The organism is Microbacterium sp. lyk4-40-TSB-66, from assembly GCF_030209475.1.
Taxonomy (GTDB): domain Bacteria; phylum Actinomycetota; class Actinomycetes; order Actinomycetales; family Microbacteriaceae; genus Microbacterium.
The window spans coordinates 373,334-387,184 of sequence record NZ_JARVRW010000003.1; the positions used below are offsets into that span (position 1 = coordinate 373,334).

12 protein-coding genes are annotated in these 13,851 nt (G+C 70.8%); 7 read left to right on the forward strand and 5 right to left on the reverse strand.

Annotated features, from left to right (window positions below):
- Positions 1-79 precede the first annotated feature (79 nt).
- Positions 80-2,422: a phosphoribosylformylglycinamidine synthase subunit PurL gene (purL, locus tag QRO03_RS06810; protein WP_285136762.1), complete on the reverse strand. Its 2,343-nt coding sequence runs from the start codon at positions 2,420-2,422 to the stop codon at positions 80-82.
- Positions 2,423-2,630: 208 nt separating this feature from the next.
- Here purL and QRO03_RS06815 point away from each other — a divergent pair, with 208 nt between their 5' ends.
- Entirely contained in the window at positions 2,631-3,626 is a 996-nt protein-coding gene (locus tag QRO03_RS06815) for a glycerate kinase (RefSeq protein ID WP_285136763.1), read from the forward strand.
- Positions 3,627-3,815: 189 nt separating this feature from the next.
- On the opposite strand, the gene QRO03_RS06820 is transcribed toward QRO03_RS06815, so the two are convergent.
- From QRO03_RS06820 to fdhD, 3 genes are all read right to left on the reverse strand, one after another.
- On the reverse strand, positions 3,816-5,093 hold the full coding sequence (locus QRO03_RS06820) for an ATP-binding protein (protein ID WP_285136764.1): 1,278 nt from the start codon (positions 5,091-5,093) through the stop codon (positions 3,816-3,818).
- 605 nt (positions 5,094-5,698) lie between these two features.
- Positions 5,699-7,999 carry an FdhF/YdeP family oxidoreductase gene (locus QRO03_RS06825; protein ID WP_285136765.1) on the reverse strand — a complete coding sequence of 767 codons (2,301 nt, stop codon included), beginning with the start codon at positions 7,997-7,999 and terminating at the stop codon, positions 5,699-5,701.
- Positions 8,000-8,066: 67 nt separating this feature from the next.
- The gene (fdhD, locus tag QRO03_RS06830; protein WP_285136766.1) at positions 8,067-8,945 is read right to left on the reverse strand and encodes a formate dehydrogenase accessory sulfurtransferase FdhD; all 879 of its coding nucleotides are present in this window, start codon (positions 8,943-8,945) and stop codon (positions 8,067-8,069) included.
- 218 nt (positions 8,946-9,163) lie between these two features.
- Here fdhD and QRO03_RS06835 point away from each other — a divergent pair, with 218 nt between their 5' ends.
- From QRO03_RS06835 to QRO03_RS06860, 6 genes are read left to right on the forward strand one after another with little or no spacing between them, the layout of a single operon-like run.
- Complete coding sequence (locus tag QRO03_RS06835) at positions 9,164-9,646, forward strand: Asp23/Gls24 family envelope stress response protein (RefSeq protein ID WP_285136767.1); 483 nt, start codon at positions 9,164-9,166, stop codon at positions 9,644-9,646.
- Positions 9,643-9,831: a DUF2273 domain-containing protein gene (locus QRO03_RS06840; protein ID WP_183418883.1), complete on the forward strand. Its 189-nt coding sequence runs from the start codon at positions 9,643-9,645 to the stop codon at positions 9,829-9,831. The genes QRO03_RS06835 and QRO03_RS06840 overlap by 4 nt, the downstream gene beginning before the upstream one ends.
- Complete coding sequence (locus tag QRO03_RS06845) at positions 9,828-10,217, forward strand: Asp23/Gls24 family envelope stress response protein (RefSeq protein ID WP_285136768.1); 390 nt, start codon at positions 9,828-9,830, stop codon at positions 10,215-10,217. Before QRO03_RS06840 ends, QRO03_RS06845 begins: the two co-directional genes overlap by 4 nt.
- Complete coding sequence (locus QRO03_RS06850) at positions 10,217-10,798, forward strand: DNA/RNA endonuclease G (protein WP_285136769.1); 582 nt, start codon at positions 10,217-10,219, stop codon at positions 10,796-10,798. The genes QRO03_RS06845 and QRO03_RS06850 overlap by 1 nt, the downstream gene beginning before the upstream one ends.
- Positions 10,795-11,382 (forward strand): hypothetical protein, encoded by a 588-nt coding sequence (locus QRO03_RS06855; RefSeq protein WP_285136770.1) that lies wholly within the window; start codon positions 10,795-10,797, stop codon positions 11,380-11,382. The genes QRO03_RS06850 and QRO03_RS06855 overlap by 4 nt, the downstream gene beginning before the upstream one ends.
- A 19-nt stretch (positions 11,383-11,401) precedes the next feature.
- Entirely contained in the window at positions 11,402-12,304 is a 903-nt protein-coding gene (locus QRO03_RS06860; RefSeq protein WP_285136771.1) for an Asp23/Gls24 family envelope stress response protein, read from the forward strand.
- A 157-nt stretch (positions 12,305-12,461) separates the two neighbouring features.
- On the opposite strand, the gene QRO03_RS06865 is transcribed toward QRO03_RS06860, so the two are convergent.
- Positions 12,462-13,826 carry an ABC transporter substrate-binding protein gene (locus QRO03_RS06865; protein ID WP_285136772.1) on the reverse strand — a complete coding sequence of 455 codons (1,365 nt, stop codon included), beginning with the start codon at positions 13,824-13,826 and terminating at the stop codon, positions 12,462-12,464.
- Between the last annotated feature and the right edge of the window lie 25 nt (positions 13,827-13,851).

Here is a 13,851-nt window from a genome sequence, read left to right on the forward strand (position 1 = left end):
GCGTCTCCTCTCGTCGGGCGGTCGGGATCGGTGTCGAGCTCCTCGTCGCGCGGCCCGAGCGGACCGCGCGACCGAAGGCTCAGGCCACGGTCTCCGTGACAGTGGGGCCGAAGACCGCCGGCAGCGTCTCGTTCGAGAGGCGACGCAGCTCGGACACGGTCACGGTGAACACGTCCTGGATCTCGAGCGCCGCCTCCGTGCCCGGCTCGACGTCGGTCACGCCGATGCGCAGCACCGGGTAGCCGCGGCCGTCGCAGAGACCCCGGAACTTCACGTCTTCTTCGCGGGGCACGCTCACCAGCACGCGGCCGGTCGACTCGCTGAACAGGGCGGCGGTGGCATCCACGCCGTCGCGTTCCATGAGCTCGGTGATCCACACGCGCGCGCCGACCCCGAAGCGCATGACGCCTTCGGCGAGGGTCTGCGCGAGGCCACCCGACGACAGGTCGTGGGCGCTCGAGACGAGCGACTGCGAGCCCGCTGCCTGCAGGAGCTCGGCGAGCTTGCGCTCCTTCGCGAGGTCGACCTGAGGCGGGCGACCGCCGAGGTGGTCGTGGATCGTGCCGGCCCACTGCGAGCCGTCGAGCTCGTCGGCGGTGGTGCCGAGCAGGTAGAGGTTCTCACCCGCGTCCTGCCATCCGCTCGGGATGCGCGCGGCGACGTCGTCGATGATGCCCAGAACGCCCACGACCGGAGTCGGGTGGATCGGCTGGTCACCGGTCTGGTTGTAGAACGAGACGTTGCCGCCCGTGACCGGGATGCCGAGCTCGAGGCAGCCGTCGCTCAGGCCCTCGACGGCCTGGCTGAACTGCCACATGACCTCGGGGTTCTCGGGGCTGCCGAAGTTGAGGCAGTCGGTGACGGCCGTGGGCACGGCACCGGTGACGGCGACGTTGCGGTACGCCTCGGCGAGGGCGAGCTTCGCGCCGTTGTACGGGTCGAGCTGGTTGTAGCGGCCGTTGCAGTCGGTCGCGATCGCGAAGCCGAGGCCGGTCTCTTCATCGACGCGGATCATGCCGGCGTCGTCGGGGAAGCTCAGCGCGGTGTTGCCCAGCACGTAGTAGTCGTACTGGTTCGTGATCCACGAGGTGTCGGCGAGATTCGGGCTCGCGACGAGGGTCGTGAACTGATCGCGGAGGGTGTCGGCATCCGTCGCCCGGGGGAGCGTCGCAGCGGTGTCGTCGTTCAGGGCGTCGATCCACGTGGGGTAGGCGACGGGGCGCTCGTAGACGGGGCCGTCGACCGCGACGGTCGAGGGGTCGACGTCGACGATGCGCTCGCCGTACCAGTCGATGACGAGGCGGCCGTCGCCGGTGACCTCTCCGAGCACGCTCGTCTCGACGTCCCACTTGCCGACGACGGCGAGGAAGGCGTCGAGCTTCTCGGGAGCCACGATCGCCATCATGCGCTCCTGCGACTCCGACATGAGGATCTCTTCGGGCGTCAGCGAGGGGTCGCGCAGCAGCACCTTCGACAGCTCGACCTTCATACCGCTGTCGCCGTTGGCGGCGAGCTCGCTCGTGGCGCACGAGATGCCCGCGGCACCGAGGTCTTGGATCGCCTCGACGAGGTCGTCCTTGTACAGCTCGAGGCAGCACTCGATGAGCACCTTCTCGGCGAAGGGGTCGCCCACCTGCACCGCGGGACGCTTGGTGGGTCCGCCGTCGGCGAAGGTGTCGGATGCCAGGATGCTCGCGCCGCCGATGCCGTCGCCACCCGTGCGGGCGCCGAAGAGCACGACCTTGTTGCCCACGCCGGTGGCGTTGGCGAGCTTGATGTCTTCGTGGCGCATGACGCCCACCGCGAGGGCGTTGACGAGCGGGTTGCCCTGGTAGACCGCGTCGAACACGGTCTCGCCGCCGATGTTCGGCAGGCCCAGGCAGTTGCCGTAGAACGAGATGCCGCTCGTGACACCGTGGACGACCCGCGGGGTGTCGGGGTGGTCGATCGCGCCGAAGCGCAGCTGGTCCATGACCGCGACCGGACGCGCGCCCATCGAGATGATGTCGCGGACGATGCCGCCGACGCCGGTCGCGGCACCCTGGAACGGCTCGATGTAGCTGGGGTGGTTGTGCGACTCGACCTTGAAGGTGACAGCCCAGCCGTCGCCCACGTCGACGACGCCCGCGTTCTGGCCCATACCGACCATGAGGCGGGTCTTCATCTCGTCGCTGACCTTCTGGCCGAATTGGCGCAGGTAGGTCTTGCTCGATTTGTAGGAGCAGTGCTCGCTCCACATGACCGAGTACATCGCGAGCTCGCCGCTGGTGGGGCGGCGGCCGAGGATCTCGCGGATCTTGGCGTACTCGTCGCTCTTGAGACCGAGGGCGCCGTACGGCTGCTCTTTCTCGGGCGTGGCGATCGCGTTGTCGACGGTGTCGGCGAGGGCCGTACGGGCGTCGGAAGGGTTCGGGGTGGTCACGCGGCTGAGCTCCAAGAATCGCAGGGGCCGGACGGGAGTCAGTCTAGTTGGGTGCGCCGACATTGCCCGGGGCCGGCGGCTCGGGATCGGTGATCGGCGTACGGTCGCCGCGTGGGTGGCATCCGGGCCGAGATCGCGGACTTCGTCGGCGGGCGCGGGGCAGGATGGAGCCGAAGGGCCGAAGAACGGCCCGCGGAGGGGTGGGGTCATGCGCGTGGTCATCGCCCCCGACAAGTTCAAGGGCACGCTGACGGCGCGCGAAGCGGCGGATGCCATGGCACGTGCCGTTCGCGAGAGGTGGCCCGACGCGGTGGTCGCCGTCATCCCCATGGCCGATGGCGGTGACGGGACGCTCGATGCGCTCGGGGGAGCGAACCGCCGCGACACCGTGACCGGTCCGCTCGGCCGCCCGGTCGAGGCCCGTTGGCGCCTCGACGGCGGGTTCGCGGTGATCGAGTCGGCCGCGGCATCCGGGCTCGTGCTCGCGGGCGGAGCGGAGGGGAACGATCCGTGGGACGCCACGAGCCGCGGCGTCGGCGAACTCGTCGCGCGCGCGATCGACGCGGGGGCCGCCCGGATCGTCGTCGGCATGGGCGGGTCGGCGATGACCGACGGCGGGCGCGGCGCGATCGAGGCCCTGGGCGATCTCGCGCCGTTCGCGCCAGGGCGGGTCGTCGTGCTGACCGACACGACCGTGGCGTTCGACGATGCGGCCCGGGTGTTCGCCCCGCAGAAAGGGGCCGACGCGGCGCTGGTCGAGCGACTCACCGCCCGACTCCACGCGGATGCCGCGGAGTGGCTCGCCCGCTTCGGGGCGGACGTGCGAGGAATTCCCCGCACCGGGGCGGCGGGGGGCCTGTCCGGGGCGCTGTTCGCCGCGGGGGCGGAGCTCGTCGACGGGGCCGCATACGTCGCCGACGTGCTCGGTCTCGACGCCGCCGTCGCCGCGGCCGACCTCGTGCTCACCGGGGAGGGGGCGTTCGACGCCACGAGTCGCGCGGGTAAGGGGCCGGGGCACGTGCTCGCGCTCGCCGAGTCGCACGGTGTGCCGGTGCGGGTGGTCGCCGGGATCGTCTCAGACGAGGCGCGCGGCCCGGGGGTCGTGGCGGTCGCCGAGGTCGTCGGCATCCATCGCGCCCTCGGTCACCCGGCGGATGCCGTGCGGATCGCGACGGAGGCGGCGCTCGCCGATATGCCGACCTGAGGCCGATCTGCGCACCGGGGTCGGGTGTGCACGGTGGATGCCGGCGGCCAGACCCCGCCGCGCGGCGACGCCCCGCGGGGGTCGAGTCGCCTGCATCGCAGATGCGCACGATCCTCGGATCTTCTTCGGAGAGAACTGCGAGGATCGCGCGCTCTTCCGCAGATCGCGCGTGTCAGCCGTCGGGCGGTCTCACACCCGCCCGACGGTGGTGATGTCCTCCAGGAACTCCGCGACCGCCTCCGGCGACACCGTCGCCCGTGTCCGGGCGATCGCGGCCGTGTAATCGGACATGTACGGACCCGCGGGGTCGGGTTCGCCGGCATCGACCGCCGACTCCAGAGCCGACTGCGAGGCCTGACGGGCCGCGAACTCGACGTCGGCGGGCGAGAAGCCCTCGCTCATCACCACGAGATCGGCGATGTCGATGTCGACGGCGCTCTCGGGCACGTAGCGCTGCCAGATCGCGGTGCGCGCCTGCTCGTCGGGCAGACCGATCGGGATGACGTAGTCGAAGCGGCCGTGGCGCAGGAACGCGGCATCCAGAGAGCGGATGAAGTTGGTCGCGCAGATGAGGATGCGTCCGGGTTGTTCGCGGAAGGCCGGGATGATCTTCAGCAACTCGTTCGTGACGCCCTGCGTCGGCGAGGGGGGCTCGCCCTGACGGTGCGAGGCGATCTCCTCCACCTCGTCGATGAAGACGACGGCGTGCTCCAGCTCGGCGATCGCGGCGAAGGTGGACCGCAGGGCCCCCGCCAGGCCCTCGGGCGCCCCCGCGAGGCGCGAGGGGAACACCTCGACGAACGACCACTCCAGACGTGACGCGATCGCCTTCGCGAAGGTCGTCTTGCCGGTTCCGGGCGGACCGAACAGCACGATCGCGCGCGGCGGCACCACCCCGAAGCGATCGGCGAGCTCGGTATGCGCGAGGGGCATGACGACGCGGCGCTCGAGCAGGTCTTTCTCGGCGGTCATCCCGCCCACGGCATCCCACAGCCCCCGCGGGAGGACGCGGCCGCCCAGTTCGGCGAGCAGCTTCAACTCCTCGCGCTGCACGGGGATGTGCCGCTCGAAGTACCGCAGGTCGTGCAGGGGCGCGAAGCCCTGCACGAGGAACGCGTCGACCGGAGTCTCGCCGGTGGGAACGAGGGCCGACAGCTTGCTGATGCCGTGCGGCGCCATGCGCGCCTCGAGGGCGCCGAGGAGCGCCGCACCGAGCCCGCTCGTGCGGTGGTGCTCCGTCGTGGCGAGGAAGACCACCCAGCCCTGGGCGTGCGCGGCGCGGCCGACGGCCGCCCCCACCACGCGCTCGCCCGACACCGCGACGACCGCGACGTCCTTCGCGCAGGAGGCGAGGACCTCGGAGAGGCTGTACACCGGTTCGGTGCCGTCGGCGGTGACGATCTCCCAGAGGCGGAGGATGTCGTCGACGTCGTCGGCGTGGTAGTCGCGGATACGCCACGCGGCCATGTTCGTGTTCCTTCGATCGGTCGGTGCTCGACTCCCGGGATCGGCCGTGACGTTCCGGATGCCGAGCGCGCCGGCATCGATCGGGGTGCTCCTCGACAACGGACGCCGAGGCCGCGGCGGCGGGGTGCGCGCGTCGCGGGCCTCTGCTCGGGATCACCGTAGCGTCCCGCCGGCGCCGCGGGCCAGTGCGGCGACGCCGTGGCCGGCCGGTGCGGCGACGCCGTGGCCGGCCGCGCCCGGGCCGTCTGCGCGGAGGGGAGTGCGTCGGTGGGGTGGGCGGACCGGTCTCGCGAGATCGCAGGATCGCGCGAAGCCCGCAGATTCGCGGCTGGATACTGCGAGGATCAGCCGTTTCTGCGAGGGTCGCGTCGCGCGCACCGGCGCGAACCGGCCGACGCCAGCCCGCGGGCGCACCGGCTCGCACGCGCCGCGCACCGGCGTTGACGCCCCGCGCACCGCCACTCACGCCCCGCGCCGCCGCGTGCCCGCCCGCCCCGGCCGGCGCCAGGCCGCGGGCGTACCGGCATGCACGCGCCACCGCCGGCTCGCAACCGCCCGCGCCCACCACCGCGACGCCCGCCGCGGCGAGCACCGATCGCGGCGGGTCAGGCGGTCTTCGCGATACGCACCCGGATGTCCTTCATCAGCGGCTGGTCGCTCTGGCGGCTGTAGTCGTCCGGTCCGAGCAGCACGTTCAACTCGGGGAAGTACCCGGCCGCACTGCCGCGCGGGGTGTCGTACTCGAGGGCGCGGAACGCGGTGACACGGCGCACGGAGCCGTCGCGCGAGGTGGCGACGATGTCGACCAGGTCGCCCTCGGCGATGCCGCGCTCCTTCATGTCGCGCCGGTTCATGAACACCAGCTCGCGGATGTTGCGCACGCCCCGGTAGCGGTCGTCGGCCGAGTAGATCGTGGTGTTCCACTGGTCGTGGGAGCGCATGGTCTGCAGCACCAGCACGTCGGCCTCTTCGGGGATGACGTTCGGCAGCTCGGCATCCGAGAACTCCGCTCTGCCGGACGGCGTCTGGAAGTCGCGCTCGCGGGCGGGCTGCGGGACGCGGAATCCGTAGTGCTGACGCACGAGCTCGTTGAAGCCCTCGAAGCCGGGAAGGACCTTCGCCATGGTGTCGCGGATGCGGTCGTAGTCGCCGACGTACCACTCCCACGGCGTAGCCGATTCGGGCATCGTCGCGCGGGCGAGGCGGGCGATGATCTCGGGCTCGCTGAGCAGGTGGGGCGATGCCGGGCGCCGCGAGCCGAGCGACAGCATGACCGAGCTCATCGCATCCTCGGTCGAGATCGACTGCGGCCCGGCCTCTTGCACGTCGCGTTCGGTGCGCCCGAGGCACGGGAGGATCAACGCCTCTTTCCCGTGGGTGAGGTGGCTGCGGTTGAGCTTGGTGCTGACGTGGGCGGTGAGCTCGCAGCGGCCCATGCCCTCGGCGGTCAGCGTCGTGTCGGGAGCGGCGCGCACGAAGTTGCCGCCCATGCCGAGGAAGACCTTGAGATCTCCGCGGTGCAACGCCGCCACCGTGTGCACGGTGTCGAGTCCGGGCTCGCGGGGCGAGGTGATGCCGCAGACCTCGTCGAGCTTGGCGAGCCAGCTCTCGGTGGGCTTGTGGTTGATGCCGCACGTGCGGTTGCCCTGCACGTTGCTGTGGCCGCGGACGGGCGAGGGACCGGTGCCCTTCCGCCCCACGTTGCCGCGCAGCAGCAGCAGGTTGACGATCTCGCGCACGGTGTCGACACCGTGCTGGTGCTGGCTGACGCCGAGGCACCAGCTGATGACGCACCGCTCCGACGCGAGGTAGACGGCTGCAGCCCCGCGGATCTCGGCCTCGGTGAGACCGGCCTGCTCGACCAGCTTCGGCCACGGGGTGGCCTCGACCAGGGTGCGGTACTCATCCAGCCCCGTCGTGTACTCGTCGAGGAACGCGCGATCGAGGGCGGTCGGGTCGGTCTCCGACGCCTCGAAGACGACCTTCGCCATACCGCGCACCAGTGCGAGGTCGCCACCCGGGCGCACCTGCAGGTTCATCGTGCTGGTCGGGGTGCTGTTGAACGTCGCCATGTCGAGGATCTCGTGCGGCACGATCGTGCGGGTGCCCGCCACCTCGCGCAGCGGATTGACGTGCACGACCTGTGCGCCGCGATCGATGGCCTCGGCGAGGCTCGTGAGCATGCGCGGGGCGTTCGACGCGGCGTTCACGCCCAGCACGAACAGCGCGTCGCACGACTCCCAGTCCTCGAGGTCGGCGGTGCCCTTGCCCGTGGCGAGGGATGCCGTCAGCCCGCGGCCCGAGCCCTCGTGGCACATGTTCGAGCAGTCGGGGAGGTTGTTCGTGCCGAGCTCGCGGGCGAACAGCTGGTACAGGAACGACGCCTCGTTGCTGAGGCGGCCGGAGGTGTAGAACGCCGCCTGATCGGGCGAATCGAGAGCCGTCAGGTGGCGCGCGATCATGCGGAACGCGTCGTTCCACGAGATCGGCACGTAGTGGTCGGTCTCGGCGTCGTACGCCATCGGGCCGACGAGGCGTCCGGCGTCTTCGAGCTCGAAGTCGCTCCACTGCGACAGCTCCGTCACCGAGTGCTCGGCGAAGAACTCCTTGCCGACTCGCTTGTGCGTCATCTCCCACGTGACGTGCTTGATGCCGTTCTCGCAGATGTCGAGGGCGACGCCCTTGTCGTCGGGCCACGCGCACCCGGGGCAGTCGAACCCGCTCTTGGGGTGGTTCATCGTGAACATCGCCTTGGTGCCGGCGACGGGTTGGCGCTGTTCGAGCAGCACCTTCCCCACGGTCATGGCGGCGCCCCACCCGGCGGCGGGATGCTCGTAGGCCCCCGTGCTCGACCAGTCCCCGTCGACCTGCGGCCCGAGGCCGCCCTGACGTGGCTTCTCGGTCATCAGTCCAAAGGACTCACCCATGTCGACCCTCCGGTGGTCATGGCGCCGGGCTCGTGGCATCCGGTCGTCAGCGTACGCTCGCGGTCTCGTGCTCCGCGGGGGTTGTGGACGGCGCGGTGATGCGATCCGCCCGTGTGTAGAGGTTCATGCTCGAACCGCGCACGAAGGCGGCCAACGTCAGGCCCGCCCGCTCCGCGAGCTCGATCGCCAGCGACGACGGCGCCGACACCGCGGACAGCACCGGGATGCCGGCCATCACGGCCTTCTGCACGAGCTCGAAGCTCACGCGGCCCGAGACCTGCAGCACGGTCCCCCGCAGCGGGAGTCGGTCGTTCAACAGCGCCCACCCGACCACCTTGTCGACGGCGTTGTGGCGACCCACGTCCTCGCGGGCGACCAGCAGCTCCCCGGTCGCGACGTCGAAGAGGGCGGCGCCGTGCAGCCCGCCGGTCTTGTCGAAGGTCTTCTGCTGTTCGCGGAGCCGATCGGGGAAGGACGCGATGTCGTGCGCCGACACCCGGATGCCGTCGGATGCCACGTCGTACGACGACACCTTCTCCACGGCGTCGATGGATGCCGTGCCGCACACGCCGCACGAACTCGTCGTGTAGAACGACCGGGTGATGTCGGTGGAGGGGAGGGCGACCCCCGGTGCGAGCGTGACGTCCAGCACGTTGTACGTGTTGCCGTCGGCGCCGCCCGTGCCGGGGCCCCCGCAGTGGATCGCGCGGGCGAACTGGTCACCTCGGCTCAGCACGCCCTCCGACACGAGGAAGCCTGCAGCCACCTCCACGTCGTGACCGGGGGTGCGCATGGTCACCGACAGCGGCGAACCCGCGACACGGATCTCGAGGGGTTCCTCCACGGCGATGGCATCCGGTCGCTGGCGGTTCACGCCGTCGAGGGTGATGCGCGTGACCCGCCGCGAGGTGGTGAGGCGGCCCATGTCAGCGGCGGTGCACGGAGGGGGAGGACGACATGGTTCGAGCGTACGCCCGGGGGTGGGGGAGGAGGCGTGTGCGGTCGCCCTATTCGTTCGCATACAGATCTCGCAAGATTTTTTCAAGACCGACGTGACGTTCACCCGAGTCGGTACGTCTTAGTCATGTAGGTCGAAACACCTGCCCCGGAGCTTCCGGGTCACAAACTCCGAAAGGCACCGACATGGCTGAGAACGTCTCTACCACCCCCGCCGCGCAGGGCGTCACGCAGGCGGCGTCGCGGGTGAACCGCCCCCTGAACGCCCGCGGTCAGGACGCCCACACCGACGGCAAGACGACGATCGCCGAGGGCGTCGTCGCCAAGGTCGCCGGTATCGCCGCTCGCGAGGTCGCCGGTGTGTACGCGCTGGGTGGCGGCGGAGCCCGTGCGCTCGGTGCCATCCGTGACGCGATCAACGCCACCGACCTGACGCAGGGCGTCAAGGTCGAGGTCGGGGAGACCCAGGCCGCCGCCGACATCACCATCGTCGTCGAGTACGGCGCCCCCATCCAGGAGGTCGCCGACCAGGTTCGCGGCCGTGTCGCCGGTGCCATCAACCGTCTCGTGGGCCTCGAGGTCGTCGAGGTCAACGTCGATGTGAACGACGTCCACATCCCGGGCGACGACAACAACGACGACGACAGCAACGAAAAGCGCGTCCAGTGACCGCCACGACGAAGGGCGCCCTGGTCGGGCTCGTCCTGGCCCTCAGTGCCCTGATCTTCGGATTCTGGGGATTCATCCTCGTCGTCCTCTTCATGGCGATCGGCGTCGTCGTCGCCCGCGTCACGGCGGGTGAACTCGACTTCGGCAACATCGTCAACGCCTTCAAGGGTCGGAGCACATCGTGACCACCGTCACCGCTTCCCCCGGGGTCGGCAACCGCACGGTTGCCGGCCCCGGCCTCCCCGCCGGCCGCGTGAACATCGCGGACCGCGTGCTGCAGAAGACGGCCGAACGCGCCGCCGCCGACATCATCGGCGTGGATGCCAAGAACGTCCACGTCGAGATCGTCTCGGCCCGCGACACCGCCGTGGTCCGCGTCACCTCGCCCTTCCCCGTCCCGCGTCTCGACGACACCGACGCCGTGCGCCGCGCAACCCCCGTGCTCGAGGCCGCTCGTGCGGCCCAGGGTGAGTTGCGTTCGCGGTTGGCCCGGTTGTTCGGTCGGGAGATCTCGCGCGTGGACCTGACCATCTCGGGCGCCAGCGCCCCCCAGCGAAAGCGAGTGCTGTGATGAGCGACTCCGTGCTGCGTAACGTCGTGCGCCGTGAGACCCATTCGCCGCGCACCGCGGCCATGCTCGTCGTGGTCGTGCTGCTGCTGCTCGTCCTGGCCTACGCCGCGGTCGAGATCATCCTCAACCTCGTCGGCGCCCCGCCGCTGCTCGTCGCCCCCGGCGCAGCCCTCGCCGCCGTGGTGGCGGCTCCGACCGCGCTGATGCCCGTCGCGTTCATCGTCGGCGGCGTCGTGCTGGCGCTGGTCGGGTTGGTCGTGCTGATCCTCGCGCTGGGGCCCGGTCGACTGGCCCGTCACGAGATGTCGTGGGGCGAGCGGGCCGTCGTCGTCGACAACGGCGTGGTGGCATCCGCCGTCGCCCAGCACCTCAGCAACGACTCCGGCATCGCCCGCGACGACATCGTCGTCGGCGTCGCCCACCGCACCGTCGATGTGACCGTGCGCCCGGCGGTCGGCATCCCCGTCGATGAGGCGCAGCTGCGCCGCAGCGTCGAGGAGGAGATCGCCTCCTACAAGCTCACCCCCACCGTCCGCACCCGCCTGCGCGTGGAGCGTCCCGACACCAAGGAGTCCCGATGAACGCCACACGACGCGGTCTGAACCGCTTCGTCCTGTTCCTCGTCGCCGTCGCGCTGCTCGCCCTGGGCGCCCTCGCCCTGCTCGTCGGGCTCGTCTCCGGCGGAACCGACACCTGGACCACCGTCATGGGCGGCTTCCAAGGCTGGCTGCAGTCGCTCGGCCGAGAGTCCGCCGGGTGGGGCGCCGTCGCGGTGATCGTGGTCCTCGCGATCATCCTCATCGTCATCGCCGCCTCCGCCGTCCGCGGCCGCCGCCACGCCCCCCTGCAATCCACCGGCAGCGCCACCGACGAAGGCCGCATCACCGTCACCGACTCCTTCGCCTCCGAAGCGCTGAAGAACGCCCTCGCCGACCGCGACGAAATCCTCTCCTCCCGCGTCACCGCCGGAGAAGTCGGCAAAGAATCGGTGCTGCACGTCGCCGTCACCCCCAGGCAGAACACCTCACCCCGCCAGGTCGCCGACCACATCGACACCCTCGTCACCAACCTCGCCGCCCTCACCGGCCAGAACCTGCGCGCCTACATCTCCATCCACACCGGGCTCCGCGCCAAACTCGCGCGCGACAACACCCGCGTGCACTGACACCCCACGAGGAGACGTCATGACCACCACCGACCTTCCCGCTCTGGACGACGCGGCGACCCGCGCCGCGTCGGCCGCGAGTGCCGTTCCGGGCGTACACGCGCTCGGCAGCCTGCTGGGCCGGGCATCCGACGCCGTGCGCGAGCGCGTCGGCCTTGCCAGCGTCGTCCCCGGCGTGAAGATCGACACCGACCGCGTCGGCTCGGTCACCGCGACGATCTCGCTCGTCGTCGACTACCCGCACAAGCTGCACGAGGTGTCCGACGCCGTGCGCAGCGCGGTCCGCACGGCCCTCACGCCCCTCGGCCGCGGCAGCATCGACGTGAACGTCGTGGTGACCGGTGTGTTCGGCCCGTTCGACCGCGACATCGTCGATGAGGCGGAGGAGCGCGCGGATGCCGTGGCGGCGCGCGCTCGAGACGCCGCGGACGACGCGAAGGAGAAGGCGGATGCCGCGGTGGCCCGCGCTTCGGTGGCCGTCGACGACCTGAAGGCGAAGTCGAAGGACGTCGCAGCCGGCGCCTCGGCCGCGGTCGACGATGCGGTGGCACGGTCGAAGGATCTCGCTGCCAGCGCGTCGGAGACTGTCGACGTGGCCCTGTCCAAGACGAGGGACGTCGCGGCGGGTGCCGCGGCCGCCGTCGACGAGACGGTTCGAGCCGCTCGGGAGCGTGTCGCCGCGGCCGATGCGGAGGCGGACATCGCCGCAGCCGACCGTGTGACGGATGGCCTCGAGCCCTCGCCTCGCGCCGCGGATGCGGACGCCGACGACCGCGGGGACGTGCGTGATGTCGTCGCCGAGGCCCTCGAAGACGCCGCGGTCGACATCGCGATCGCCGCCGACGAGGTGCGCACCGACGACAAGACGCCGGCGGTCGACAGCGTGCAGTCGGTCGTCGAGGACGATCGCCCTCGCCCCTGACCCGCCATGCACGAAAGGGCGCCTCCGCTTCGGCGGGGCGCCCTTTCGTTGCACCCGTCACCGCGAGATGACGGTACGAGTCGCGTCATCGACACCGGTGCGTGCCGCGACATCCGCTCCAGGGCTTCCGCGGGAATCGGGGCACGCCCGGGCCCGCTCAGCCGGCGGTGGCGTTGTCGTAGGCGCGCTGCGCGGCCTGCTGCGCATCGGCCAGGGCCTGCTCCGTCGTCTTGTCGCCGAGGAGGGCGGCGGTGATGGCGTTGTTGAGCTCGTTCTGGATGTCCTGGCCGGCGGGCGACGAGCCGAACGACTTCCCGCTCTCCACGACGTCGTAGTAGGTGGAGATCACCTGATCGAAGCCGGCATCGCCGGTCGGCACCACGAACTGGTCGCGGATCATCTCGTCGGCCGCCGGCGAGCCGGTGAACAAACCCGTGTTGAGCCCGCCCTTCCCCTCGATGGTCGCAGCGCGCGCGGCACCCGCGGCCATCCACGCGTCGGTCGAGGTGAGTTCCGTCATCCACGCGCAGGCGGCGGCGGGGTTCTTCGCGCCGGCGGGGATGACGAAGGCGGTGCCGGAAGCGAGCGAGAAGGGTTGGCCCTCGGCGTCGAGGAAGGGCACCGCCTGCAGGGAGATCTGATCGCGATACGCGCCGAGCACGTTCGGGTACCACTGGTTCGCAACCTGCGCGCCGACCTGGTTCCGCACGAATTGATTGGCGTCGCCGAAGGTGTCGAACGAGTCGGTGAAGCTCTTGACCGCCGCGTATCCGCCCTGCGCGTCGGTGATCCGCTTCAGCGCGTCGATGCCCGCGGCGTTAGCCGGGTCGTCGAGCGTCGGCTTGCCCTCGGCATCCGTCAGGCGGCCGCCCATTCCGAGCACCCACAGGCCGCCCTGCCCGGTCGCGACGGGGTCGAGTCCGAGGCGGGTGGGGTTGCTCCCCGACGCCTGATAGATCTTGCCGATCGCGGCGATCAAGCCGTCCATGTCGGACGTGTCGAATTCCTCGGGCGCAACGCCGACCTCGCTCAGCACGTTCATGTTCAGAAGGATCGCCGGCGGCTGGTAGAACTGCGAAACCGCGTAGACGGCGTCCTCGTAGGTGACGTCGTCGACGACGTTCTGGTACCAGCGCTCAACCGGGTCCACGCCCTTCGCCTCGAAGCATGCGTCGAGGGGCATGAGCAGGCCCTGCGCGGCATACGTCGTCACATAGCGGCGATCCATCTGCACGACGTCAGGCACGTCGCCGCTGGCGATGCGGGTGGTGAACTTCTGGGCGTCGAAGGCCGTGGCATCCAGGGTCACGTCGACGTCAGCGAGCTGCTCCGCGGCGTAGTCGAGGCGCGACTGCCCCACATCGTCGGCGTTCTCGAATCCCCACGCGGCGAGGGTGCCGGTCGCCGCAGCGGAGAAGTCGACGTCGGCGGCCTGTTCCTCTGCGCCGCCGCCGCCGCAGGAGGTCAGGAGGAGAGCGGATGCCGCGACCGCGGCGGCACCGGCGAGGGAGCGCTTACGCATGGTGAGGTCCTTTCGGAACGGGGGA